General features: G+C 70.8%; 25 protein-coding genes and 1 tRNA gene. 7 read left to right on the top strand and 19 right to left on the bottom strand.

Annotation, left to right across the window (positions count from 1 at the left end):
* From MFF61_RS01805 to MFF61_RS01795, 3 genes are all read left to right on the top strand, one after another.
* A complete protein-coding gene (locus MFF61_RS01805) occupies positions 1-879 on the top strand; it encodes an aldose 1-epimerase family protein (protein WP_238233404.1) in 879 nt (292 codons plus the stop codon).
* Between the two features lie 90 nt (positions 880-969).
* Entirely contained in the window at positions 970-1,944 is a 975-nt protein-coding gene (locus MFF61_RS01800; protein ID WP_238233403.1) for a tyrosine recombinase XerC, read from the top strand.
* Between the two features lie 64 nt (positions 1,945-2,008).
* Positions 2,009-2,857: a response regulator gene (locus MFF61_RS01795; RefSeq protein ID WP_238233402.1), complete on the top strand. Its 849-nt coding sequence runs from the start codon at positions 2,009-2,011 to the stop codon at positions 2,855-2,857.
* A 94-nt stretch (positions 2,858-2,951) separates the two neighbouring features.
* Here MFF61_RS01795 and lpdA read toward each other — a convergent pair whose 3' ends face one another.
* The 10 genes from lpdA to zapE all read right to left on the bottom strand — a co-directional run bounded on the left by lpdA (position 2,952) and on the right by zapE (position 15,754).
* A complete protein-coding gene (lpdA, locus tag MFF61_RS01790; protein WP_238233401.1) occupies positions 2,952-4,352 on the bottom strand; it encodes a dihydrolipoyl dehydrogenase in 1,401 nt (466 codons plus the stop codon).
* A 76-nt stretch (positions 4,353-4,428) separates the two neighbouring features.
* Positions 4,429-5,172, bottom strand: a complete 744-nt coding sequence (locus MFF61_RS01785) for an SDR family oxidoreductase (protein WP_238233400.1) — start codon at positions 5,170-5,172, stop codon at positions 4,429-4,431.
* 309 nt (positions 5,173-5,481) lie between these two features.
* Positions 5,482-6,756 carry a 2-oxoglutarate dehydrogenase complex dihydrolipoyllysine-residue succinyltransferase gene (odhB, locus tag MFF61_RS01780; RefSeq protein WP_238233399.1) on the bottom strand — a complete coding sequence of 425 codons (1,275 nt, stop codon included), beginning with the start codon at positions 6,754-6,756 and terminating at the stop codon, positions 5,482-5,484.
* A gap of 34 nt (positions 6,757-6,790) precedes the next feature.
* Positions 6,791-7,117 carry a YciI family protein gene (locus MFF61_RS01775; protein WP_238233398.1) on the bottom strand — a complete coding sequence of 109 codons (327 nt, stop codon included), beginning with the start codon at positions 7,115-7,117 and terminating at the stop codon, positions 6,791-6,793.
* Between the two features lie 19 nt (positions 7,118-7,136).
* Positions 7,137-10,097 carry a 2-oxoglutarate dehydrogenase E1 component gene (locus tag MFF61_RS01770; protein ID WP_238233397.1) on the bottom strand — a complete coding sequence of 987 codons (2,961 nt, stop codon included), beginning with the start codon at positions 10,095-10,097 and terminating at the stop codon, positions 7,137-7,139.
* Positions 10,098-10,272: 175 nt separating this feature from the next.
* Positions 10,273-11,157, bottom strand: coding sequence for a succinate--CoA ligase subunit alpha (sucD, locus tag MFF61_RS01765; RefSeq protein ID WP_238233396.1), 885 nt, complete (start codon positions 11,155-11,157; stop codon positions 10,273-10,275).
* A gap of 47 nt (positions 11,158-11,204) precedes the next feature.
* On the bottom strand, positions 11,205-12,401 hold the full coding sequence (gene sucC, locus MFF61_RS01760; RefSeq protein WP_238233395.1) for an ADP-forming succinate--CoA ligase subunit beta: 1,197 nt from the start codon (positions 12,399-12,401) through the stop codon (positions 11,205-11,207).
* Between the two features lie 99 nt (positions 12,402-12,500).
* On the bottom strand, positions 12,501-13,463 hold the full coding sequence (mdh, locus tag MFF61_RS01755) for a malate dehydrogenase (RefSeq protein ID WP_238233394.1): 963 nt from the start codon (positions 13,461-13,463) through the stop codon (positions 12,501-12,503).
* A gap of 250 nt (positions 13,464-13,713) precedes the next feature.
* Positions 13,714-14,448, bottom strand: a complete 735-nt coding sequence (locus tag MFF61_RS01750) for a TetR/AcrR family transcriptional regulator (RefSeq protein WP_238233393.1) — start codon at positions 14,446-14,448, stop codon at positions 13,714-13,716.
* A 103-nt stretch (positions 14,449-14,551) separates the two neighbouring features.
* Entirely contained in the window at positions 14,552-15,754 is a 1,203-nt protein-coding gene (gene zapE / locus MFF61_RS01745; protein ID WP_238233392.1) for a cell division protein ZapE, read from the bottom strand.
* Between the two features lie 205 nt (positions 15,755-15,959).
* Here zapE and MFF61_RS01740 point away from each other — a divergent pair, with 205 nt between their 5' ends.
* Positions 15,960-16,541, top strand: coding sequence for a GNAT family N-acetyltransferase (locus MFF61_RS01740; RefSeq protein ID WP_238233391.1), 582 nt, complete (start codon positions 15,960-15,962; stop codon positions 16,539-16,541).
* Positions 16,542-16,613: 72 nt separating this feature from the next.
* Here MFF61_RS01740 and gltX read toward each other — a convergent pair whose 3' ends face one another.
* Complete coding sequence (gene gltX, locus MFF61_RS01735; RefSeq protein WP_238233390.1) at positions 16,614-17,957, bottom strand: glutamate--tRNA ligase; 1,344 nt, start codon at positions 17,955-17,957, stop codon at positions 16,614-16,616.
* A gap of 151 nt (positions 17,958-18,108) precedes the next feature.
* Here gltX and MFF61_RS01730 point away from each other — a divergent pair.
* A tRNA-Val gene (locus tag MFF61_RS01730) sits at positions 18,109-18,183 on the top strand.
* A 67-nt stretch (positions 18,184-18,250) separates the two neighbouring features.
* On the opposite strand, the gene MFF61_RS01725 is transcribed toward MFF61_RS01730, so the two are convergent.
* The 6 genes from MFF61_RS01725 to gph form a co-directional block, all read right to left on the bottom strand.
* Positions 18,251-18,667, bottom strand: coding sequence for a hypothetical protein (locus MFF61_RS01725; RefSeq protein WP_238233389.1), 417 nt, complete (start codon positions 18,665-18,667; stop codon positions 18,251-18,253).
* A gap of 55 nt (positions 18,668-18,722) precedes the next feature.
* Positions 18,723-18,920, bottom strand: coding sequence for a hypothetical protein (locus tag MFF61_RS01720; RefSeq protein WP_238233388.1), 198 nt, complete (start codon positions 18,918-18,920; stop codon positions 18,723-18,725).
* Positions 18,921-18,973: 53 nt separating this feature from the next.
* Positions 18,974-19,336 (bottom strand): DUF6481 family protein, encoded by a 363-nt coding sequence (locus MFF61_RS01715; protein ID WP_238233387.1) that lies wholly within the window; start codon positions 19,334-19,336, stop codon positions 18,974-18,976.
* Between the two features lie 3 nt (positions 19,337-19,339).
* Positions 19,340-19,561: a hypothetical protein gene (locus MFF61_RS01710; protein WP_238233386.1), complete on the bottom strand. Its 222-nt coding sequence runs from the start codon at positions 19,559-19,561 to the stop codon at positions 19,340-19,342.
* A gap of 81 nt (positions 19,562-19,642) precedes the next feature.
* Positions 19,643-19,852: a cold-shock protein gene (locus MFF61_RS01705; protein WP_238233385.1), complete on the bottom strand. Its 210-nt coding sequence runs from the start codon at positions 19,850-19,852 to the stop codon at positions 19,643-19,645.
* Positions 19,853-20,145: 293 nt separating this feature from the next.
* On the bottom strand, positions 20,146-20,850 hold the full coding sequence (gene gph, locus MFF61_RS01700; RefSeq protein WP_238233384.1) for a phosphoglycolate phosphatase: 705 nt from the start codon (positions 20,848-20,850) through the stop codon (positions 20,146-20,148).
* 193 nt (positions 20,851-21,043) lie between these two features.
* Here gph and MFF61_RS01695 point away from each other — a divergent pair, with 193 nt between their 5' ends.
* Together MFF61_RS01695 and MFF61_RS01690 are read left to right on the top strand one after the other, a co-directional pair.
* The gene (locus MFF61_RS01695; RefSeq protein WP_238233383.1) at positions 21,044-21,802 is read left to right on the top strand and encodes a lysophospholipid acyltransferase family protein; all 759 of its coding nucleotides are present in this window, start codon (positions 21,044-21,046) and stop codon (positions 21,800-21,802) included.
* 131 nt (positions 21,803-21,933) lie between these two features.
* Positions 21,934-22,383 carry a hypothetical protein gene (locus tag MFF61_RS01690; RefSeq protein WP_238233382.1) on the top strand — a complete coding sequence of 150 codons (450 nt, stop codon included), beginning with the start codon at positions 21,934-21,936 and terminating at the stop codon, positions 22,381-22,383.
* A gap of 82 nt (positions 22,384-22,465) precedes the next feature.
* On the opposite strand, the gene MFF61_RS01685 is transcribed toward MFF61_RS01690, so the two are convergent.
* Together MFF61_RS01685 and MFF61_RS01680 are read right to left on the bottom strand one after the other, a co-directional pair.
* Complete coding sequence (locus tag MFF61_RS01685; RefSeq protein WP_238233381.1) at positions 22,466-23,503, bottom strand: glutamine synthetase beta-grasp domain-containing protein; 1,038 nt, start codon at positions 23,501-23,503, stop codon at positions 22,466-22,468.
* A gap of 42 nt (positions 23,504-23,545) precedes the next feature.
* Positions 23,546-23,941: hypothetical protein (locus MFF61_RS01680; protein WP_238233380.1), on the bottom strand; the 396-nt coding region annotated here is incomplete at its 5' end.

Raw genomic sequence — 23,941 nt, 5'->3', positions numbered from 1 at the left:
ATGAGCGACACGGTCGAGATCGCGAGCGGCTCCACCGCCGCCCGCATCGCGCTGCACGGGGCCGAGCCCGTCTCCTGGCGGGTCGGGGACCGCGAGTATCTCTGGAGCGGCGACCCGGCGCACTGGAACCGGCACGCCCCCTGGCTCTTCCCGGTGGTGGGCGCCTCGGCCGGCGCCGCCGTCACGGTGGAGGGGCGCGCCTACCCCATGCCCCAGCACGGCTTCGCCCGCGACCGCCGCTTCGCCCCCGTGGCGCAGGCCGGCGACCGCGTGCGCTTACGGCTCAGCGAGACGCCCGAGACCCTGGCGCACTATCCGTTTCCCTTCCGCCTCGACATCACCGCGACGGTGGCGCCCGGCCGCCTCGCCTTCCTGTGCGAGGTCGTCAACACCGGTTCGAACCCCCTCCCCTACGGGCTCGGCTTCCACCCGGCCTTCCCCTGGCCCTTCGCCGGGGGCGAGCGGCGCGCGGGCGGCGGCTACGCGGTGCGCTTCGAGCACCCCGAGCAGCCCGCCGCGCCCGAGGTCGGCCCCGGCGGCCTGCTCCTGCGCACGCAGCGCCCGGTGCCCCTCGACGGCGAGGTCCTGCCGCTCGATCCCGCCCTCTTCACCGAGGCGCTGGTGTTCCTGAACGCGCGGAGCCGCTGGATGCGCTTCACCGCGCCCTCCGGGGCCGCGATCCGGCTCGAGGCGGAGGATTTCTCGCATCTCGCGGTCTGGACCAAGCCGACCGCCCCCTTCCTGTCGCTCGAATGCTGGACGGGACACGCCGACTGGGCCGGGTTCGCGGGCGAGCTCGCGGCGCGGGACTCGCAGCGGCTCCTCGCACCCGGGCAATCCGCCCGGCACCGGGTGGTGCTGACCGTCGAGCCGGGCTGACGTCAACCGGACGTCAACGGTTGAGGGCGTTTGGTGGGACGATCGCGCGCCGCCGGATGAATCGCGGCGCATGCGCCGACAGGGTCGTGTATGCCGCCAGCCCCCTGCGCCGACCTCCTGCCCGACCTGCTGCCCGGCACGGCCGAGCTGCGCGCCGCCGCCGCCGCGTGGCTCGCGGAGCTGGAGCGCGAGCGGCGCTTCTCGGCCAACACCGTCGAGGCCTATGGCCGCGACCTGCGCCAGTTCCTCGCCCACCTCGCCCGTGCCGGCGCGAACCCGGACATCCCGGCTCTCGTCGCGCTCAAGCCCCGGGACCTGCGCGGCTTCATGGCCGCCCGGCGGGCGGAGGGGATCGGCGGACGCAGCCTGATGCGGGCGCTCGCCGCCCTGCGCTCCTTCGCGCGCCACCTCGACCGGGAGGGACATGGCAGCGTGGCGGCCCTCTCGGCCGTCCGCTCGCCCAGGGTGGAGCGGCGCCTGCCGCGCCCGCTGCCCGTGCCCGCCGCCGTGGCGATGGCGAGCCCCGACATCCGGGCCGGCGAGGACCGCGCGCCGTGGATCCTGGCCCGCGACGCCGCCGTGCTGGCGCTGCTCTACGGGGCCGGCCTGCGCATCGGCGAGGCGCTCGGGCTGAGGCGGCGGGACGCGCCGGTGGGCGGACCCGACGCCCTCACGGTCCTGGGCAAGGGGGGCAAGACCCGCATGGTGCCGGTGATCGCACCCGTGCAGGAAGCGGTCGCCGCGTACCTCGCGCTCTGCCCCTACGCACTCCCCCCCGAGGGCCCCCTCTTCGTCGGCGCCAAGGGCGGACCGCTCTCGCCCCGCATCGTGCAGCTCGCGGTTGCGGGCTTGCGCGGCGCGCTCGGCCTGCCCGACAGCGCCACGCCGCATGCCCTGCGGCACTCCTTCGCGACACATCTGCTCGCGCGCCAGGGCGACCTGCGGGCGATTCAGGACCTGCTCGGGCACGCCTCGCTGGCCACGACGCAGCTCTACACCAAGGTCGACGCGGCCCGCCTCCTCGGGGCCTATGCCGCAGCGCACCCGCGGGCTCGCCCCGCGTAAGCCGATGCTAAGTTTTGTGTCATACGACCGCTTTACTGAACACTTCTGAGCGAAATGGTGGCTCATGGCGCTGACCGGATCGGACGAGAGCGGGGCGGCCGCAACCGTGGTGCTCGTGGCCGAACGGTCTGCCGCCCTGCGGACGCAGATCGCCGCGCTGGTGCGCGGCTTCGATCCGGCCGCGACGGTGGTGGAGGCCTCGACGGGACGCGCAACCTTCGAGGCCTGCCTGCGGCAGCGGCCCGACATCGCCTTCGTGGGGCTGCAGTTCGAGGACCTCTCGGGGCCGGAGGCGGTGGCGACCCTGAAGGCCAAGGGCGTGGCGCTGCCCTGCCTGATCCTGCTCGCCAGCCAGGTCTTTCCCCGCTGGACCGAGGTCTCGCAGCATCTCGACGCCTACGAGTTCCTGCGCACGCCCCTCGACGTGGAGCACGTGACGGGGCTGCTGCACGCCTATGTCCGGCGGCACCGGCCGACGCGCCTGCTCCTCGTGGACAGCGCCGCCCAGAGCCGCGCCCTGGTGCGGCGCATCCTCGGCCGCAGCGGTTTCCGGCTGGAGGTGGAGGAGACCGACAACGGGCAGCACGCCGTCAAGCTGATCCGCCTCGGCACCTGCGACGTCGCGATGATCGACCTCGGCTTGAAGGGCATGGACGGGCTCGAACTGGCCTGCCACGCGCGCGACGTGGCGCCCGGCACCCCGCTGATCCTGATGACCGGCGGCAACAAGGCGGTGCTCGCCCAGGCGTCGCGCCATTTCGGCGTCGATTACGTGCTGAAGAAGCCGTTCTTCGCCCGCGACGTCGACCGGGTAATGTACCACCTGCTCAGCCTGCGCCGGCCCTACCTCCTGAACGCCATCACGGAAGGTCCCGACCTCCCGGCCGGGAACCGGGGCGCGGCGCGCGCCTGACCGCCGGCCGGGCGGGGCGGCCATGAACAGCGAAGGGGCCGCGTTTTGCGCGGCCCCTTCGGCGTGAGGGCGAGGACGGCGAGAAGGCCTTCGCCTACATGTGCAGCGCGCGCTTCTCCACCGCGAGCGCCGCCTCCTTGACCGCCTCGGTGAGCGTCGGGTGCGCATGGCAGGTACGGGCGATGTCCTCCGAGGAGGCGCCGAACTCCATCGCCACCGCCACTTCCATGATGAGGTTGCCAGCCTCGGGTCCGACGATGTGGACCCCGAGCACCCGGTCGGTCTTGGCGTCGGCCAGCACCTTCACGAAGCCGTCCGTGGTGTGGTTGACCTTGGCGCGGCCGTTGGCCGTGAACGGGAACTTGCCGGTGTTGTAGGCGATCCCGTCCTTCTTCAGCTCCTCCTCGGTCTTGCCGACCGAGGCCACCTCCGGGGTGGTGTAGACCACGTTCGGGATCACGCCGTAATTCACGTGGCCGGCCTTGCCGGCCAGGATCTCGGCCACCGCCACGCCCTCGTCCTCGGCCTTGTGGGCCAGCATCGGCCCGGCGATGACGTCGCCGATGGCGTAGATGCCCGTGACGTTGGTGGCGTAGTCGTTGTCGGTGAGGATCCGGCCCTTGTTGTCGAGCTGCACGCCGACCGTGTCGAGGCCGAGCCCCGCCGTGTAGGGCACGCGCCCGATGGCGACGAGCACCACGTCGGCCTCCAGCGTCTCCGCCGTGCCGCCGGCCGCCGGCTCCACCGTGACCTTGGCGCCCGCGTTGGTGCGCTCGACGCCCGTGACCTTCGAGGACAGACGGAACTTGACGCCCTGCTTCTCGAGGATGCGCTGGAACTGCTTGCCCACCTCGCCGTCCATGCCGGGCAGGATGCGGTCGAGGTACTCCACCACCACGACCTCGGAGCCGAGCCTGCGCCAGACCGAGCCGAGTTCGAGGCCGATCACGCCCGCCCCGATGATCAGGAGCTTGCCCGGCACCTTCGTGAGGTCGAGGGCGCCCGTGGAGGAGACCACCACCTCCTCGTCGATGGTGACGCCGGGCAGGTTCGCCACGTCCGAGCCGGTGGCGATGACGATGGCCTTGGTCTCCAGGAGCTGGTTGCCGCCGTCCTCGGACTGCACCTCGACCCGGCCCGCCCCCGCCAGCCGCCCGACGCCCTGGAAGGTCTCGACGCCGTTCTTCTTGAGCAGGTAGGCGACGCCCTTGGTATTGCCGTCGACGCCCTCCTGCTTGAAGGCCATCATCTTCGCGAGGTCGAGCGTGGGCTCGCCCACCGTGATCCCCAGCGCCGGCAGGTGCTTGGTGGTCTCCTCGAAGGCCTCGGAGGCGTGCAGCAGCGCCTTCGAGGGGATGCAGCCGACGTTGAGGCAGGTGCCGCCGTGGGTCGGCCGCTTCTCGACCACGGCCGTCTTCAGGCCGAGCTGCGCCGCGCGGATCGCGCAGACATAGCCGCCCGGACCGGTGCCGATGACGACGAGATCGTAGGACATGGTCGGGAACCCGCGAGTTGGCCGGCGCGCGGCGCCGCGTGCTGGATGGGAAGGGGAGAGAAGGGTACGGGCGCGCTCAGCGCCCGCCCGAGACCGTCACGATGGTGCCGGTCGTGTAGGACGCCTCGTCCGAGAGCAGCCAGACGATCGGGGCGGCGACCTCCTCGGCGGTGCCCGCCCGCCCGATCGGCGTGGACGGGCCGAGACGGGCCATCCGGTCCGGCTGGCCGCCGCTGGCATGGATGTCGGTGTCGATCAGCCCCGGCGCGACGGCGTTGACGCGGATGCCCTCGGCCGCGACCTCCAGGGCGAGACCCGTCGTGAAGGTGTCGATCGCGCCCTTCGAGGCAGCGTAGTCGACGTACTGGTTCGGTCCTCCGAGGCGGGCCGCCACCGAGGACAGGTTGACGATGGCGCCGCCCTGCCCGCCGTGCTTGGTCGACATCCGCCGCACGGCCTGCGCCGCACACAGGAAGGATCCGACGACGTTCGTCGTCATCATGCGGGTGAGGCGCTCCGCCGTCATGTCCTCGACGCGCGCGGCGCGGTCGACCACGCCCGCGTTGTTGACGAGGCCGCCGAGCGGGCCGAGCCGGTCGGCGGCCTCGAACAGCGCGGCGATGTCGGCCTCGACCGCCACGTCGCTCCTGACCGCGAGCGCCCTGCCGCCCTTCGCCTCGATCTCGCGCACCACCGCGTCCGCGGCCTCGCGGTTGGCCACGTAGGAGAGGCAGAGTGTCCAGCCGCGCTCGGCGGCGAGCAGACACACCGCCCGCCCGATGCCGCGGCTGCCGCCCGTGACGACCAAGACCTTGCCCATCGCATGCCGTCCTTCATCCGAGATCTCGCCTCACCCTCCGCCGGCAGATCGCAGGATCCCCTCTCCGGTGCGGGAGAGAGGCAGGGGTGAGGGTGGGACGCTCCCGCGGCGAAGCGGTGAGCGTGATGAGAGGTGCGGTACGGGCCTGGACGATCCACCGGGCGTCCCGCTGGCGGCGGGCCGCGTTCGGCATCGTTCGACCCTTCTCCCGCACCCTTGCGCGGGATCGCAGATCCCGTCCGCGATCGTCGATCGCCCACCCCTCCCCGCCCGGGAGAGGGGCTTTGGCGTCGCGCCTGCGCGCGACGCTCAGAGATCCAGCACCAGCCGCGCCGGATCCTCCAGCGCCTCCTTGACCCGCACCAGGAAGGTCACGGCCTCCTTCCCGTCGACGATGCGGTGATCGTAGGACAGGGCAAGGTACATCATCGGCCGCACCTCGATCTTGCCGGCCCGCACCACCGGACGCTCCTCGATGCGGTGCATGCCGAGGATGCCCGATTGCGGCGCGTTGAGGATCGGCGTCGACATCAGCGAGCCGTAGATGCCGCCATTGGTGATCGTGAAGGTGCCGCCCTGCATCTCGTCGATGGAGAGCTTGCCGTCGCGCGCCTTGCGGCCGAAATTCGCGATCGTCTTCTCGATCCCGGCGACCGAGAGGTTGTCGGCGTCGCGCACCACCGGCACCACCAGGCCCTTGTCGGTCCCGACCGCGATGCCGATGTGGTAGTAGTTCTTGTAGACGATGTCCTGGCCGTCGATCTCGGCGTTGACCGCCGGCACGTCCTTCAGGGCCTGGATCACCGCCTTGGTGAAGAAGCCCATGAAGCCGAGCTTCGTGCCGTGCTTCTTCTCGAACACGTCCTTGTACTGCTGGCGCAGGGCCATCACGGCGCTCATGTCGACGTCGTTGAACGTCGTCAGCATGGCGGCGATGTTCTGCGCGTCCTTGAGGCGCCGGGCGATGGTCTGGCGCAGCTTGGTCATGCGCACGCGCTCCTCGCGCGCGGCATCGTCCGGCGCGGAGGGCGCGCGGGCGACCTGGGGCAGCGGCGCGGGCGCGGGGGCCGGGGCGCGGGCGCCGGAGGCGGCCGCCGCCAGCATGTCGCCCTTCGTCACGCGGCCGTCCTTGCCCGAGCCCTGGAGCGAGGCCGGGTCGATGCCGGATTCGTGCGCGAGGCGCGTCACGGCCGGGCCGTGATCCTGGCTCTGGCGGGCGGCGGGCGGGGCGGCGTCGCCGTGGCTGCCGTAGGAGGCCGAGGAGGTCTGGGCCGGCGCCGCGGCCTTCGGGGCCTCCTTCGGGCTCTCCTTGGCGGGTGCGGCCGCGCCGTTGCCGGCCGCGGCCCCGCCCTCGACGATCGAGCCGAGCAGCGCGCCGGGCTCCACCGTCTCGCCGTCCTTGGCCACGATGTCGCCGAGCTGACCGGAGGCCGGGGCGTTGACTTCGAGCGTCACCTTGTCGGTTTCGAGCTCGACCAGGGGCTCGTCGGCCTTCACGGGGTCGCCGGGCTTCTTGAACCAGCGGCCGATGGTCGCCTCGTTCACGGATTCGCCCAGCGTCGGGACGCGGATTTCGGTGGCCATGGCATCGCGCCCCGTGCGGGGCGCCTCCTTCAGGTCAGGCAGGGGTGGGTTCGGGCGCCGCGGCCCGCCCGAGGACGAGCTGCGGCATGGGGTGGATCTCGTAGCGGAAGCCGAGGCCCGCGGTGACGACCGGGTCGCCGTCGGCGAAGGCCCGCGCCTCGGCCTCGTCGGCGACCGACAGGAGGCCGAGCCCCCAGGGTCCGGCCGGGTCGAGCACGGGGCCGAAGGCGAGCGCCTTGCCGGCCTCGGCGAAGCGGCTCCAGTGCGCGACGTGGGCCTGCATCGCCGCGGCCTCCGCGGGGGTCATGTCCCCCGGGAAGCTCGGGCGCGGGGCCAGCAGTTTGCAGAAGTAGAACGCCATCGCCGCCCGCGCCTCGCCGTCAGACGGCGAAGGCCTCGTTGAGGAACGCCTGGAGCTGCGCCTGATGCTTGGACATCAGGCCGACCGCCGTCGAGGCCGAGGCCGGCCGCCCGACGTAGCGGGGCCGCTTGGAGGGCGTGCCCGCCTGGTTGAGCACCCATTCGAGATAGGGCTCGACGAAGGCCCAGGCGCCCATGTTCTTGGGCTCCTCCTGGCACCAGATCACCTCGGCGTTGCGGAAGCGCGAGACTTCTCCGGCCAGCGACTTGAGCGGGAACGGGTAGAGCTGCTCGACGCGCATCAGGTAGACGTCGTTGACGCCCCGCTTCTCGCGCTCCTCGTAGAGGTCGTAATAGACCTTGCCCGAGCAGAGCACGACACGGCGGACCTTGTCGTCCTTGACGAGCTTGACCCCGTCGGGCGCCCGCTCGGCATCGTCCCACAGCACGCGGTGGAAGCTCTCGCCCGCGGTGAGTTCGTCGAGCCGCGACACCGCCCGCTTGTGGCGCAGCAGCGACTTCGGGGTCATGAGGACGAGCGGCTTGCGGAAGTCGCGCTTCAGCTGCCGGCGCAGGATGTGGAAGTAGTTCGCCGGCGTCGTGCAGTTGGCCACCTGCATGTTGTCCTCGGCGCACATCTGCAGGTAGCGCTCCAGGCGCGCGGAGGAATGCTCCGGCCCCTGGCCCTCGTAGCCGTGCGGCAGCAGCATCACCAAGCCGGACATGCGCAGCCACTTGCGCTCGCCGGACGAGATGAACTGGTCGATCACCACCTGCGCGCCGTTGGCGAAGTCGCCGAACTGCGCCTCCCACAGCACCAGGGCGTTCGGCTCGGCCAGCGAGTAGCCGTACTCGAAGCCGAGCACCGCCTCCTCCGAGAGCATCGAGTTGATGACCTCGTAGCGCGCCTGGGACTCGCGGATGTGGTTGAGGGGCGTGTAGCGCTCCTCGTTCTGCTGGTCGATCAGCACCGAGTGGCGCTGCGAGAAGGTGCCGCGCTCGACGTCCTGGCCGGACAGGCGCACCCGGTGGCCTTCGAGCAGCAGCGAGCCGAAGGCCAGCGCCTCGGCGGTGGCCCAGTCGAGCCCCTCACCGGTCTCGACCGCCTTCATGCGGTTGTCGAGGAAGCGCTGGATCGTGCGGTGCAGGTGGAAGTCCTGCGGCACCTTGGTGATCCGGTCGGCGATCTCCCGCAGCATCTCCAGCGGCACGCCGGTGCGGCCGCGGCGGGGATCGTCCTCGTCCTCGCGCACCGACTTCAGGCCCGACCAGCGGCCGTCGAGCCAGTCCGCCTTGTTGGCCTTGTACGAGGTGGCGATGTCGAACTCGGAATCGAGGCTGGCGCGGAACTCGGCCTTGCGGGCATCGAGGTCGGCCTGGGACACGGCTCCCGCCTCGACCAGGCGCTTGCCGTAGATCTCCAGCGTCGAGGGGTGCTTGCGGATGATCTGGTACATCCGCGGCTGGGTGAAGGCCGGCTCGTCGCCCTCGTTGTGGCCGAAGCGGCGGTAGCACAGCATGTCGATCACCACCGGCTTGTGGAACTTCTGCCGGTACTCGGTCGCGACCTTGGCGGCGAAGGTCACGGCCTCGGGATCGTCGCCGTTGCAGTGGAAGATCGGCGCCTCGACCATCTTGGCCACGTCGGACGGGTAGGGCGAGGAGCGCGAGAAGCGCGGGTCGGTGGTGAAGCCGATCTGGTTGTTGATGATGAAGTGGATCGAGCCGCCGGTGCGGTGGCCCTTCAGGCCCGAGAGGCCGAAGCACTCCGCCACCACGCCCTGGCCCGCGAAGGCGGCGTCGCCGTGGATGAGGAGGGGCAGCACCGAGGTGCGCTGGTCGGGGGCGTCGTTGTGCTGGTCCTGCTTGGCGCGCACCTTGCCGAGCACCACCGGATCGACGATCTCCAGGTGCGACGGGTTGGCGGTCAGCGACAGGTGGACGTTGTTGCCGTCGAAGGAGCGGTCGCTCGACGCGCCGAGGTGGTACTTGACGTCGCCCGAGCCCTCGACCTCGGCGGGGGAGGCCGAGCCGCCCTTGAACTCGTGGAAGATCGCCCGGAACGGCTTGCTCATCACGTTGGCGAGAACGTTGAGGCGGCCGCGATGGGCCATGCCGATCACGATCTCCTTCACGCCGAGCGCGCCGCCGCGCTTGATGATCTGTTCGAGCGCCGGGACCATCGCCTCCGAGCCGTCGAGGCCGAAGCGCTTGGTGCCGGTGTACTTGAGGTCGAGGAACTTCTCGAAGCCGTCCGCCTCGATCAGCTTGTTGAGGATCGCCCGCCGGCCCTGCTCGGTGAAGGAGATCTCCTTGTCCTTGCCCTCGATGCGCTCCTGGATCCAGGCCTTCTCCTCGGGGTCGGAGATGTGCATGAACTCGACGCCGAGGGTCTGGCAGTAGGTGCGCTCCAGAATCGCCACGATCTCGCGGATCGTGCCGAATTCGAGCCCCAGCACGTTGTCGAGGAAGATCGGCCGGTCCCAGTCGGCCTCCGTGAAGCCGTAATGCTGCGGGTGCAGCTCCTCCTGGTCGCTGCGGGGCTGCAGCCCGAGGGGATCGAGCTTGGCGTGCAGGTGGCCGCGCATGCGGTAGGCGCGGATCAGCATGATCGCGCGCACCGAATCCTTCGTCGCCTGCTGCACCTCGGCGGGGGAGACCGCCGCGCCCTTGGCCTCGCCGCGGGCCTTGATCTTCTCGCCGACCGCCTTCTCCAGCGTGGTCCAGTTGCCGTCGAGGGCCGAGACGATCTCGCCGTTGGCCGCCACCGGCCAGTTCGGCTTGGTCCAGGACGCGCCCTCGGCGTTCTTGACGACGATCGCCTGGTCCTCCTTCAGCCCGGCGAAGAAGGCGCGCCACTCGGGATCCACCGCGTTCGGGTCGCGCGTGTAGGCGGCGTACAGGTCCTCGATGTAGGCGGCGTTGGCCCCGTAGAGGAACGAGGTTCCGAGGAGGGCGTCGTTCGCGTCCTGGCGTGCCATGGCGTCTGTCGTCCCGCAGGTTCGGCCGGGTCTCGTGCCCGTGGGAGGGCGGCCTGTTCGGTGAGGGGGGATGCCCGGGAGCCGGGCATCCTGAGGATCATCGTCGCATCGAGGCCGGACCCGGCGGTCCGGGCACGGCGGCTGCCATGCGCGGGCCGCAGGACCGCGAGGCCGCTCAGCCCTTGAGCACCTCGACCAGGGTCTTGCCGAGGCGGGCCGGCGAGGGCGAGACCTTGATGCCGGCCGCCTCCATGGCGGCGATCTTGTCCTCGGCGCCGCCCTTGCCGCCCGAGATGATGGCGCCCGCATGGCCCATGCGGCGGCCCGGAGGCGCCGTGCGGCCGGCGATGAAGCCCACCATCGGCTTCTTGCGCCCGCGCTTGGCCTCGTCGGCGATGAACTGCGCCGCCTCCTCCTCCGCCGAGCCGCCGATCTCGCCGATCATCACGATCGACTCGGTCCTGTCGTCGCCTAAGAACATCTCCAGCATGTCGATGAACTCGGTGCCCTTCACGGGATCGCCGCCGATGCCCACCGCCGTGGTCTGGCCGAGGCCCTCGTTGGTGGTCTGGAACACCGCCTCGTAGGTGAGCGTGCCGGAGCGCGACACGATCCCGACCGAGCCGGGCTTGAAGATGTTGGCCGGCATGATGCCGATCTTCGACTCGCCCGCCGTGACGATGCCGGGGCAGTTCGGGCCGATCAGGCGCGACTTCGAGCCTTCGAGCGAACGCTTCACCCGCACCATGTCGAGGACGGGAATCCCCTCCGTGATGCAGACGATCAGCGGGATCTCGGCGTCGATCGCCTCGCAGATCGCGTCGGCGGCGCCCGGCGGCGGCACGTAGACCACCGAGGCCTCCGCCCCGGTGGCCTCGCGGGCCTCCTTCACGGTGTCGAAGACGGGCAGGCCGAGATGCGTCGCGCCGCCTTTGCCGGGCGAGGTGCCGCCGACCATCTTGGTGCCGTAGGCGATCGCCTGCTCGGAGTGGAAGGTGCCGTTCTTGCCGGTGAAGCCCTGGCAGATCACCTTGGTGTTCTTGTCGATGAGGATGGACACGGACGGTCTCCAGAAGGGTGCTTGCGTTCGGGTGGGGCGGGGCCGCCTCAGCCCTTGCGGACCGCCGCGACGATCTTCTGGGCCGCGTCGTCCAGATCATCGGCCGGGATCACGTTGAGCCCGGAATTCCGGATGATCTCCTTGCCCTTCTCGACGTTCGTGCCCTCGAGGCGCACCACCAGCGGCACCTGCAGGCCCACCGCCTTCACGGCCGCGATCACCCCGTTGGCGATCACGTCGCACTTCATGATCCCGCCGAAGATGTTGACGAGGATGCCCTTCACGTTCGGGTCGGCGGTGATGATCTTGAACGCCGCCGTGACCTTCTCCTCCGAGGCGCCGCCGCCGACATCGAGGAAGTTCGCCGGCTCCTCGCCGTAGAGCTTGATGATGTCGAGGGTGGCCATGGCGAGGCCCGCCCCGTTCACCATGCAGCCGATGGTGCCGTCGAGCGCGATGTAGGCGAGGTCGTACTTCGAGGCCTCGATCTCCTTGTCGTCCTCCTCCGTCACGTCGCGCAGCTGCACGATGTCGGGATGGCGGTAGAGGCTGTTGGAGTCGAAGGAGATCTTGGCGTCCAGGCACTTGAGGTGCCCGTCCCGGGTCACGATCAGCGGGTTGATCTCCAGCATGCTCATGTCCTTGGCGGTGAACGCCCGGTAGAGCTTGGCGGTCAGGTCCTCCGCCTCCTTGGCGAGCGGGCCGGTGAGGCCGAGCGCCTTCGCAACCGCACGGCCGTGATGGGGCATGACGCCGGTGGCCGGATCGACCGAGAAGGTCACGATCTTCTCGGGCGTGTCGTGGGCCACCTGCTCGATGTCCATGCCGCCCTCGGTCGAGACCACGTAGGCGACCCGGCCGGTCTCGCGGTCGACCAGCATCGAGAGGTAGAACTCGGTCTCGATGTCCGAGCCGTCCTCGATGTAGAGGCGGTTGACCTGCTTGCCGGCCTCGCCGGTCTGGATCGTCACGAGGGTGCGCCCGAGCATCTGCTCGGCGAAGGTCTTCACCTCGTCGATCGACTTGGCGAGGCGCACGCCGCCCTTCTCGCCGGCCTCGGCCTCCTTGAACTTGCCCTTGCCGCGCCCGCCGGCGTGGATCTGGGACTTCACCACCCAGAGCGGACCGCCGAGTTCCTGGGCGGCGGCCTCGGCCTCGGCGGCCTTGAAGATCGCCTTGCCGTTCGAGACCGGCAGGCCGAACTCCTTCAGCACGGCCTTGGCTTGGTATTCGTGGATGTTCATGGGCGTTCCCGGATGTGCGGATGGCGTTGGGCGGATGGGAGCGGCGGAGGCGGCGGTGCCGGGAGTGCCGCCCGCGGCACCCCCGTCGTCCCCGGAGCCTCAGGCCAGCGCGGCGTTAATGCCCTTGCAGGCCTCGACCAAGCCCTTCACGGAATTGACGGATTTCTCGAACATCGCCTTCTCGTCGGCGGAGAACTCCACCTCGACGATGCGCTCGACGCCGTTCTCGCCGATCACGATCGGCACGCCGATGAACAGGCCCTCGACGCCGTACTGGCCGGAGAGGTGGGCCGCGCAGGGCAGCACCCGCTTCTTGTCCTTCAGGTAGCTCTCCGCCATCGCGATCGCGGAGGCGGCCGGGGCATAGAAGGCCGAGCCGGTCTTGAGCAGGTTGACGATCTCGCCGCCGCCCTTGCGGGTGCGCTCGACCATCGCGTCGAGCTTCTCCTGGCTCGTCCAGCCCATCTTGACGAGGTCAGGCAGCGGCACGCCGGCCACAGTCGAGTAGCGCACCAGCGGCACCATGTCGTCGCCGTGGCCGCCGAGCACGAAGGCCGTGACGTCCTCCACCGAGACCTGGAACTCCTCGGCCAGGAAGTGGCGGAAGCGGGCGGAATCGAGCACGCCGGCCATGCCGACGATCTTGTTCGGGGCGAGGCCGGAGAACTTCTGCAGTGCCCACACCATCGCGTCGAGCGGGTTGGTGATGCAGATCACGAAGGCGTTCGGGGCATGGGTCTTGATGCCCTGGCCCACCGCCTCCATCACCTTGAGGTTGATGCCGATGAGGTCGTCGCGGCTCATGCCCGGCTTGCGCGGCACGCCGGCCGTCACGATCACCACGTCGGCGCCCGCGATGGCCGCGTAGTCGCTCGCGCCCGAATACTTGGCGTCGAAGCCGTCGACCGGCGCGGATTCGGCGATGTCGAGGCCCTTGCCCTGCGGTACGCCGTCGGCGATGTCGAACAGCACGACGTCGCCGAGTTCCTTGAGGCCGGCGAGGTGCGCGAGCGTGCCGCCGATCTGCCCGGCGCCGATCAGCGCGATCTTCTTGCGTGCCATGTGAGAACCGATCCTTCGCGGTGTGATGGAACCGTCAGGGGCCGGGATCCGCTCGCGAGGGACCCCGCGCCGGCGCAGGCTTGTTTGGCGGAAAAGCCCCGGGCCGACAACCCGAACGGGCTGGTCGATGCAGGGATCAGGCCAGACGAGCCGTATTCCGGATGGTCAACGGGCGCGATTCGTCTCGACGGGCCAGAGTCTTAGCCTTGCTGCCAAGCCTCATTACAAATTGCCGGATCTGTCATTCGGCTCACAGCGTCCCGGTGCGCAGAACCCGCAGGATGGCTCGGATCACCGCGCCGAACCGCGTCTCGATCAGGTCGCGGGGCACCTCGGCGTCGAGCTGGACCGAGGCCGGATGGATGAAGCGGTGGCTGGCGTCGAACACGAAGGCGATCGCCCGCTCCCGGTCGCGCAACGCGAAGGTCCCGGCATTCAGCCCCTCCTCGATCACCCGCTCCACTAGGAGCCGCAGGCGCCCGCGGTGGCGCCGGGCGATCGGCCGGGACTCGACCGTGGCGTCGAGATGCACGGCGAAGAGACGCGGGTCTCCCGTCAGCACCTCCCGCTGCAGCGCCGCGAGCGCGAGGAGCAGGCGTTCCAGCTTGTCGTCGGCCGGGTCCGGCGCGTCGGCGATCGCCGCGAGTTCGGCCTCGACCTCCCGCAGCCATCGCCCCGCCACCGCGTCGACCAGCGCGGTCTTCGAGGGAAAGTAGCGGTAGACGTTGGCGTGGGTCATGCCGGCTTCCGCCGCCACGCCCACCACCGTCACCTGCCGGTGCCCGAGGCGGCGCAGATGCTCGCCGGCGATGGCGAGCAGCCGCGCGTCGGCCGACGGCGGTGCCGCCCGCGCGCGGGCCGCCGGCCCGACGAGGAGCTGCCCGTCCGGGGAGAGGCGCACCGCCCCGGCGCGCGGCGGGCGCGCCTTGTCGCCCGGCGCATCCGGTTCGTCGCGGGGATCGGCGCCGGGATGGCCGCGGGGCATGATCGGGGCGGGGGCGGGCTGGAAGGGGCGGCCCCTTCCGTCGGGCCTTGAGGTTAGCCGGGCCTGCGCGCAGCGGAAAGTCCTCCGGCGCGGGCGCCGTCCCTCAGGTCTCGACGAGGCCGGTGCTGCGCCCCGACGCCTCCGAATCCGGACGCCCGTGCGGAAGGGCGAGGTACTCCTCCGAACGCATCTCGATCAGCCGCGAGGCCGTGCGCTCGAACTCGAACAGCTCGCGGCCGGACTCGGCCCGGTAGAGATCGACCGGCTCGGCCTGCGCCGAGGCGAGGAGCTTGGTGCGGGTGTCGTAGAGCGCGTCGACGAGCGTGATGAAGCGCTTGGCCTCGTTGCGCTGGGGCAGCCCCATTACCGGGATGGCCTCGACGATCAGGGTGTGGAACCGCTCGGCGAGCGCGAGGTAGTCGGCCGCGCCGAGGGGGAGCGCGCAGAGATCCGCGAAGGTGAAGCGCGCGACCCCGGCCGCCGCCTCGGGAATCCAGACCTCGTGCCCCTTCACCGCGATGGTCGCCGGGCTGCCCTGCGCCCGGCCGGTGAGGGCCCGGAAGGCGCGCGTCAGCGCCGCCGCGGCGGCCTCGTCCGCGGGCACGTGGTAGACCGGGCTGCCGCCGAGCTTCTCCAGCCGGAAATCGGTGCGTGAATCGAGGCGCACCACCTCCACCCGCTCCAGCAGCAGCCCGATGAACGGCAGGAACAGCGCCCGGTTGAGCCCTCCCTCGTAGAGCCGGTCGGGCGCGACGTTCGAAGTCGCCACCATCACCACGCCGTGCCCGAACAGGGCGGTGAACAGCCGCCCAAGGATCATCGCGTCGGCGATGTCCGTCACCGTGAACTCGTCGAAGCAGAGGAGGCGCGCCTCCTCGGCCAGCGCCTCGGCCACCGGCGCGATCGGATCGTCGCCCTTGGCCTCCCCCGCCTTCACGGCCTGCCGGTGGCGGTGGATGCGGTCGTGCACGTCGCCCATGAAGGCGTGGAAATGCACCCGGCGCTTGGGACCCGGCGCCGCCTCGTGAAAGAGGTCCATCAGCATCGTCTTGCCGCGCCCGACGAGCCCCCAGACGTAGAGGCCCTTCGGGGCCGCGGCCGGCTCCGGCCGGCGTCCGAACAGCCGCCCGAACACGCCCGGCTTCTCCGCCGGCGGCACGCGCTCCAGGGTGTCGATCAGGGCATCCAGCTGCGCGACGAGGCCGGTCTGGGCCGGATCACGCTCGATCGCGCCGCTCTCGACCAGGGCGTCGTAGCGAGCCGCAACGGGACCGGCGGAGGCGGGGAAAACGGGGCTGTGGGTCACACCCCCGGGCTTAGACCGCCGGGCGCCGTGGTGCAATGCGGTCGTTTCATGGCGGAACCATGCGCCACCGGCAGGGCGGCCCCGAGCGCCCGGCCCGGAACGGCGGCGCCCCTTGCTGCATTGCACAATGCCTGGCCGCGGCCGGGTACGGGAAGGAAATGTCCGGGACGGCGAGGGGGTGTCGTCATCCTGGAGTAGAGAAGCCATGTCCCATCACGATGCGGACGGATGTCTGATCCGGCGGCTCTGGCCGGCCGACCGGGCGGCGGTCGAGGCCCATTTCCGGCGCCTCGATCGCGAGACGCGGTTCAGCCGGTTCATGGGAACGGTGAGCGAGGCCGGGGCGCAGGCCTACGGGGCGGGCGCGCTCGCCCGCGACGGCGTGGTCTTCGGCGCCTTCGTGGACGGCGTGCTGCGCGGCGTCGGCGAATTGCGGCCGATGGAGGCCGGCGGGCTCGGCCCCGAGGCGGAAGCGGCGTTCACGGTCGAGCGGGCCTATCGCCGCCGCGGCCTCGGCACCGCGCTCGCCACCCGCCTGCGCGGCGCGGCCCGCCATGCCGGCGTTGCGCGGGTGCACCTGCGCACGCTGGCCACCAACCGGGCGATGCTCGGGCTCGCCGGCAAGCTCGATGCCGACCTGCGCCTCGGCGGCCACGAGGCGCATGCGGTGATCCCGGTGGCCCCGCCGACGCTCCTGTCGCTGTGGAGCGACGCCGTCAGGGGCATGTTCGATGTCTCACTCGCGGTCCTCGGAGCGCGTCCCCGCCGGCTATCGGCCGGGATCTGAGCGGCGCCATCCAGGGGCGCCGCCCCTGGACGCCCCGGCAGAGGGCGTGACGCCCTCTGCACTCCCCCACTGTCAGGCGCTCTCGCCCGCGAGCCGCCGCAGGCTGCGGGCGCGGCCGATCAGGGGCAGCAGGCCTGCGAGGTCCGGCCCGTGGTCGAGGCCCGTGAGCGCGAGGCGCAGGGGCAGGAACAGCGCCTTGCCCTTGAGCCCGGTCTCGGCCTTCACGGCCTCGCTCCAGGCCTTCCAGGTCGAGGCATCCCAGGGTTCGGGCGGCAGGAGCGCCGCGGCGCGCGCCGCGAAGGCCGCATCCGCGATCACCGGCGTCACCGGTCCCTGCACCACGCCCCACCACGGCCCGGCCTGCGCCACGCGGGTGAGATTCGCCCGCACCGCCATCCAGAATGCCTCCCCGGCCTCACGCGGCACCCCGAGCTCCGCGAGGCGCCCGGCTGCCGCATCGTACGGCATCGCGTGGACGAGCCGGGCATTGAGCTGGTCGAGGTCGTGCGTGTCGAACTTCGCCGGCGCGCGCGAGACATGCGCGAGGTCGAGGAGCCCCGCCAGTTCGCCGAGATCCGTCACGGGCCGCACCGCCTCCGCGGAGCCCGTGAGCGTCGCGAGCGCCGCCACCGCCAGCGGCTCGTAGCCCGCCTCGCGCAGGCCCCGGAGCGAGAGGTGGCCGAGGCGCTTCGACAGCCCCTCCCCGCTCGCCGTGGTGATGAGGTTGTGGTGCGCGAAGGCCGGGACCGGCGCCCCGAGGGCGGAGAGGATCTGGATCTGCACCGCCGTGTTGGTCACGTGGTCCTCGCCGCGGATCACGTGCGTGATCCCCATCTCGGCGTCGTCCACCACCGAGGGCAGCGTGTAGAGGTAGCTGCCGTCCGCGCGCACCAGCACCGGGTCGGAGAGCGACTCCGCCTCCACGCGGCACTCGCCGCGCACGAGGTCGGTCCAGGCCACGACGCCCGGGTCGAGCCGGAAGCGCCAGTGCGGCCGGCGGCCCTCGGCCTCCAGCGCCGCGCGCTCCTCGGCCGTGAGGCGCAGGGCCGCCCGGTCGTAGACCGGCGGCTGGCCGCGCCCGAGCTGCCGCCGCCGTCGGCGCTCCAGTTCCTCGGGCGTCTCGTAGGCCGGGTAGAGGCGGCCCGCGGCCTTCAGCCGCTCGGCCGCCGCGTCGTACAGGGCCACCCGGTCGGACTGGCGCACCGCGCGGTCGGGCGCGATGCCGAGCCAGTCGAGATCCTGCGCGATCGCCGCGGCGAATTCCGGCCTCGAGCGCGCCGTGTCGGTGTCGTCGAGCCGCAGCACGACCGTGCCGCCCCGCGCCCGCGCGAACAGCGCATTGAACAAGGCCGTGCGGGCATTGCCGATGTGGAGATAGCCCGTGGGCGAGGGGGCGAAGCGGACGACGGGAGCCATGCCGGGCTTCTACGCATCCGCGCGCGGCCTGTCGCGCCTGGACTGCGGGAAAAATCCGTCCTGCCGGTGAGCGGACCGCGCCCGCGCCGACCGAAATGCGCCACGGGACGCCTTGACGCCCGCCCGCACCCCGCCTAGAAGCCGCCGGACCGGGCGCGTAGCTCAGCGGGAGAGCATTCGCTTCACACGCGAAGGGTCACAGGTTCAATCCCTGTCGCGCCCACCATCCGGCCCCCGGCGCTTTTCCTCGTCGGACGGCTGAAGAAGGCCCGATCCCGGACTGGAAGAGCTGTCTAGAGCGAGGCCCACAGCGCCTCGAGCCGACGGCTCGCGATCGTGCCGAGACGTTCGGCTTGGCCATAGGCGCGTCGGTCCTGCGCCGAACGCGCCCGCCGCATGCGGTCCATGGCCCAGCTCAGGCGACGGCTTTCCCGATCGATCCGCCGGAGTGTCGCGCGCATGCGGGCGCAGGTCTCGTCATGCGACCGGACGAGCCCCTGGGGCGCATGCCGCCCGAGACAGGCGATGCGCTGGTCCTGCAAAACGGCCCAGCTGTCGAGCTGCCGGAGTACGCCATGATGATCATGCCGGCGGCGGGCTCGATCGAGCCGCCAACCGATCACGCCCAGTCGCAGCCGGATGACGGCGAGTTCGAGCCTCCGGGCGGCGGACGCGGACGGTCCGGATCGTTGAGGAAGATCGGTCGGCACGACACCCTCCCGATGGGAGAGGACAGGCCGTTGGACATCGTCCGTGCGGGTGCGGTCAGCGCGTGGGCGCGATCTCGCTCTCGCGGACGGCCCGCTCGGCCATCCCGGAACGGATCCGATAGCACGCCTCGCCGGTGCGGTCCTCCGGCATGAGGCGCACGATCTCGAAGGTTTCACCGCTGCTCGCACGCGAATCCGAAAAGCCGATCCGCACCATCTGCACACGCTGGTTGAGCTTGAACTTGTGCGACATGACTCGATACCTCCACTCTGAGCGACGTTGCAGCGCTCCGATGCCGGACGCGCTCAGGCGCCGCGGCGCGCCTTGCGGGCGGCATAACGGGCGTCGCGCGCGGCCTTCTGGTCGGCCTGTAGCTTCGCCGCGCGGGCCTGCGCCTCGGCGGCATCGCGCGCCTGATCGGCGGCGGCCTGCTCGCGCAGACGGACCCGTTCGGCCTCCACGCGGGCGACCTCCGCGTGCCGAACCGCCTCCCGCTCCGCGAGACGCACGGCCCGCGCCGTGCTGATCGCCTCCCGCTCGGCACGGCGTGCGGCGAGAGCCGGGTCGTCGGCCGCAGGCCGCTCCTGGAAGCGCGCCAGCATGGCCTTCCTGGCTTCGCCCGCCGACTTCAACCGGTCGCTGAACCGGTCCTCCTTGAAGGCGCCCATCGGTCACACCCGGCTCAGGCTGAGGCTTCGCACGGGACGTGAGAACCGGTCGGCCAAATGCCAGCGCAGCTCCCGCTCCGATTGATAGCCGTAGGTTCGGTCGATCAGATGGCTGACGTCGATCCGCTCGTCGTCGCGCTGCTGCCAGATTTGCTGAACCTGAAAGGTCGGCACATCGCCGAGAGTATTTCCGTTATCGGTATTCGAAATGAAATCGAAATTCAAAATGATGACCTGACTTATGGTGTAGAGTGACTTTCCATGGTGAGGATGCGCGCGTCGAGACGCGCATCCCCGGCCCCGAGGCTACGCAGCCTTGAGGTTGCCGGCCGACTGCTTGCCGCTCCGGCGGTCGGTCTCCAGCTCGTAGGAGACCTTCTGCCCCTCGGCGAGGGAGTGCATCCCGGCGCGCTCGACGGCCGAGATGTGGACGAACACGTCCTTGCTGCCGTCGTCCGGCTGGATGAAACCGAAGCCCTTCTGGCCGTTGAACCACTTCACGGTGCCGATGCTCATGATCGTCTCTGTCGTCTAGGCAAGTGTATAGATGAGCTTGGCACGCGCTCATCGCGGCCAAACTCGGCTCATCGATAGGATTTGGAGAGAGTGTCAGAGCGTGCGCCCGGCGCGAGCGGGGCGGAGAGGCCCGGAGATCCGGCCAAAAATCGATCGCTCTATTATGGGATACCCCGGCCCCGATAGCAAGGCGCCGGGGATGAATGATCGGGATGCCTCGCCGGGAGGCCGGCCATTCGGGCGATCTCGGAGGATCGCCGCATCCGGCCCGCTGGCGGCATCGGCGGCCCGCGTCAGGCCGCCGTGCGCGTGCGGCCCGCCATCGCCTCGACGGCGTCGAACAGCTGATCGAAGTGGTCGATCACCGCGTCGGGGCCGAGATCCTGCACCGGCACGTCGGTGTAGCCGAACGGCACCGCCACCACCGGGATGCCGGCCGCCCGGGCGGTCGCGATGTCGGTGCGCGAATCCCCCACCATCACGGCCCGGGCCGGATCGCCGCCCGCCCGCGCGATCGTCTGCGTCAGGTGGCGCGGATCGGGCTTGCAGTACGGGAAGGTGTCGCGCCCGCAGATCGCCGCGAAGTGGTCGGCGACGCCGAGCAGCGTCAGGAGCCGCACCGAATGGTCCTCGACCTTGTTGGTGCAGACCGCGAGTCGGTAGCCGCCCGCCCGCAGCCGGTCGAGGCAGGCGAGGACGCCCGGGAAGAGGTGCGAGGCGTCGCACAGGTGCTGCCCGTAATGGGCGAGGAAGACCCGGAACAGCGCATCGAGCCGCTCGCGGGTGAGGTCCCGACCCGCCGCGGCGAAGCCGCGCTCGATCAGCGCGCGGGCGCCCGCCCCGATGAGGTCGCGCGCCCGCGTCAGGTCCACGGGCGGCAACCCCTCGCGGGCCAGCACGACGTTGAGCGTGGCACCGAGATCCGCCGCCGTCTCGGCGAGCGTACCGTCGAGGTCGAAGACCACGATGGGCGCGGAGGCGGACAGGGTGACGGGCATGCGCGCTCGCTGGCTGCAGGGCCTGCGGGAGCGCGGACCCCTTCCGGCTCTATCAGCCGGCTCACCAGGCCCACAAGAGCAGCCAAGCCACAGGTGCGGCCCCGCGTGCGGGGACCCGTGCGGGAGTGGCCGTGGCGGGGCGTTGAGGCTATGGAGGCGGTCCCGCGCGCCGGTGCGGCGCCCAAGGTCCGACATGCTCTTCCTTCGCTCGCTCGCGTTCAACATCGCCTTCTATCTCGTCACCGCGCTGATGCTGATCGGCGGCCTGCCGCTGCTCGTCTCGCGGCGCAGCGTGCTCTGGCTCGCCCAGACCTGGGGGCGGGTGACGCTGTGGCTCCTGCGCGTCCTCGTCGGCATCCGGGTGGAGTTCCGGGGCCTGGAGCACATTCCGCCCGGCGGGGTCATGGTGGCGGCCAAGCACCAGTCGGCGCTGGAGACCATCGCGCTCGTCACGGTGCTCGACGACTTCACCTACATCCTCAAGCGCGAGCTGCTGTGGCTGCCGCTGTTCGGCTGGTATCTCGCCCGCAGCGAGATGGTGGCGATCGACCGCTCCAAGGGCTCGCGGGCGCTGGCGCTGATGAACGAGGAGGCCGCCGCCGCGATGGCGAAAGGGCACCGGCTGATCATCTTCCCCGAAGGCACGCGCCGCCCGCCGGGCGCGCCCCCAGCCTACAAGTTCGGCGTCGCACACCTCTACGCGCGCCTCGGCGTGCCCTGCCTGCCGGTGGCGCTGAACACCGGGCGTCTCTGGGCGCGCAACAGCCTGCACCGCCGCCCCGGCACCGCAGTGATCGCCTTCCTGCCGCCGATCCCGCCGGGGCTCGAGCGGGAAGTCTTCTTCGACCTGATCCAGGAGCGGATCGAGGCCGGGTCGAACGCGCTCCTGGGCGGCGACGCCCCCGATGCCGCGCCGAGCCCCACGGGCGCCGCCGGCCAGATGCCGGGGTGACGCCGGCCCTACGCACAGGGAGCGGCACGCCCCGGCGTTGACGCGCCCCGCCCGCCCGCCATCTTCTGAGTGAAGCTTGGGCGTCGCCTCGTGGAGGCGCGCCGCCTCACCGATGGCGAAGGGTCCCCGACATGAACGCTGCCCATCGACGCCTGCTCTGCGCCGCGGCGACCGCCCTCCTGCTGCCGGCCTGTGTGGGCGAAGCCGCCGCCGCCTGCACGCGGCGCATCGTCAACCGCTCGGCCCTGACGCTGGTCGGCAGCCAGAACGGCGGACCGGCCTTCGTGGTGCCGCCGGGCCGCACGCGGAGCGTGCGGCTCGTGGAGCCGGGCACGTTCGATCTCGCGGCCTATTGCTCGCCGGTGCTGGCGCCCGGCATCGCCCCGGCGGCGCAGGCCCACCTCACCTACGAGGCGATCCTCGACCGCTGCTACATCGAACTCGGCACGAACGAACTCGCCACCACCTTCGGGCGCGGCACCTTCGGGATGCAGGGCACATGGCCCTTCACCGCGAACATGCCGCGCCAGGGCGACATCGTGCTCGGCCCCGTCGCCGCGGAGGCCTGCCGGCCGCAGTGAGACCCGGAGACGAGACGAGGAGCCGCCCGGAGGCGGCTCCTCGCTGCACAAGAGGGACGCGGACCCGAGGCCCGCGCCGGATTCAGGCCGCGGCCGAGACGCTCTCGGTCGGCACCGTGGCGATCGTCTTCAGCACCTGCGAGGCGATCTGGTAGGGGTCGCCCATCGAGTTCGGGCGGCGATCCTCGAGATAGCCCTTGTAGCCGTTGTTGACGAAGCTGTGGGGCACGCGGATCGAGGCGCCGCGGTCGGCCACGCCCCACGAGAAGGTGTCGATCGACGCCGTCTCGTGCTTGCCGGTCAGTCGCATGTGGTTGTCGGGGCCGTAGACGGCGATGTGGTCGGCGCGGGCATCCGCGAACGCCTTCATCAGCGCCTCGAAGTACGCTTTGCCGCCGGTCTCGCGCATGTACTGCGTCGAGAAGTTGCAGTGCATGCCCGAGCCGTTCCAGTCTGTGTCACCGAGCGGCTTGCAATGATACTCGACGTCGACGCCGTACTTCTCGGTCAGGCGCTGCAGCAGGTAGCGGGCCATCCAGATCTCGTCGGCGGCCTTCTTGGAGCCCTTGCCGAAGATCTGGAATTCCCACTGGCCCTTGGCGACCTCGGCGTTGATGCCCTCGTGGTTGATGCCGGCCGCGAGGCAGAGGTCGAGGTGCTCCTCGACGATCTGGCGGGCGATCGAGCCCACGTTCTTGTAGCCGACGCCGGTGTAGTAGGGGCCCTGCGGCGCCGGATAGCCGGCCTCGGGGAAGCCGAGCGGGCGCCCGTCCTTGTAGAAGAAGTACTCCTGCTCGAAGCCGAACCACGCGCCCTCGTCATCCAGGATGGTGGCGCGCTTGTTCGAGGCATGCGGCGTGACGCCATCCGGCATCATCACCTCGCACATCACCAGCGCGCCGTTGGTGCGGGCCGGGTCGGGATAAATCGCGACCGGCTTCAGCACGCAATCCGAGCTGTGGCCCTCGGCCTGTTTGGTCGAGCTGCCGTCGAAACCCCAAAGAGGAAGCTGCTCCAGCGCCGGGAAGCTGTCGAATTCCTTGATTTGCGTCTTGCCGCGAAGATTCGGTGTCGGCGTGTACCCGTCGAGCCAGATGTATTCGAGCTTAAACTTCGGCATTTCAAGCCTCTCGTCGTGCAATACGTGACGCTGGAGGGGGCGTCAGCATTCCCTTGCCTCCCACGGCCGCCGCTCCATAAGCACGGCCTGTGCCAAGGCGGGGCGGCCCGGGGCGAAATCGGGGCCGTCCCGCTTCCGGTTTGCCCGCCGGGCGGGCAGGCGACCGGGCGGCGCCGGCATGCACATGCTGTAGGCAGAACGCTCAAGCTTAGGGCAAACTGCACGCGGGAGAGGCGTGACGCCGAACGCGTCATCCGGCAGCACAGCATTGTACTTCGCACCTGCAAGATGCCGCCAGAAAGAGCAGAGACAAAACTGCTTTAATGTTGAGCAACACGTGTTTTTATTCGCGGCATCCCGTGCAACGGATACGCAACGCACGTTATATACAACGGCGACCAGCGTGCGGCGTACCTTCGCACGCTGGTCGCCGTTGTA

The organism is Methylobacterium isbiliense (assembly GCF_022179325.1).
In the GTDB taxonomy this organism is placed as follows: domain Bacteria; phylum Pseudomonadota; class Alphaproteobacteria; order Rhizobiales; family Beijerinckiaceae; genus Methylobacterium; species Methylobacterium isbiliense.
This window is presented reverse-complemented; position numbering and strand designations above follow the sequence as displayed.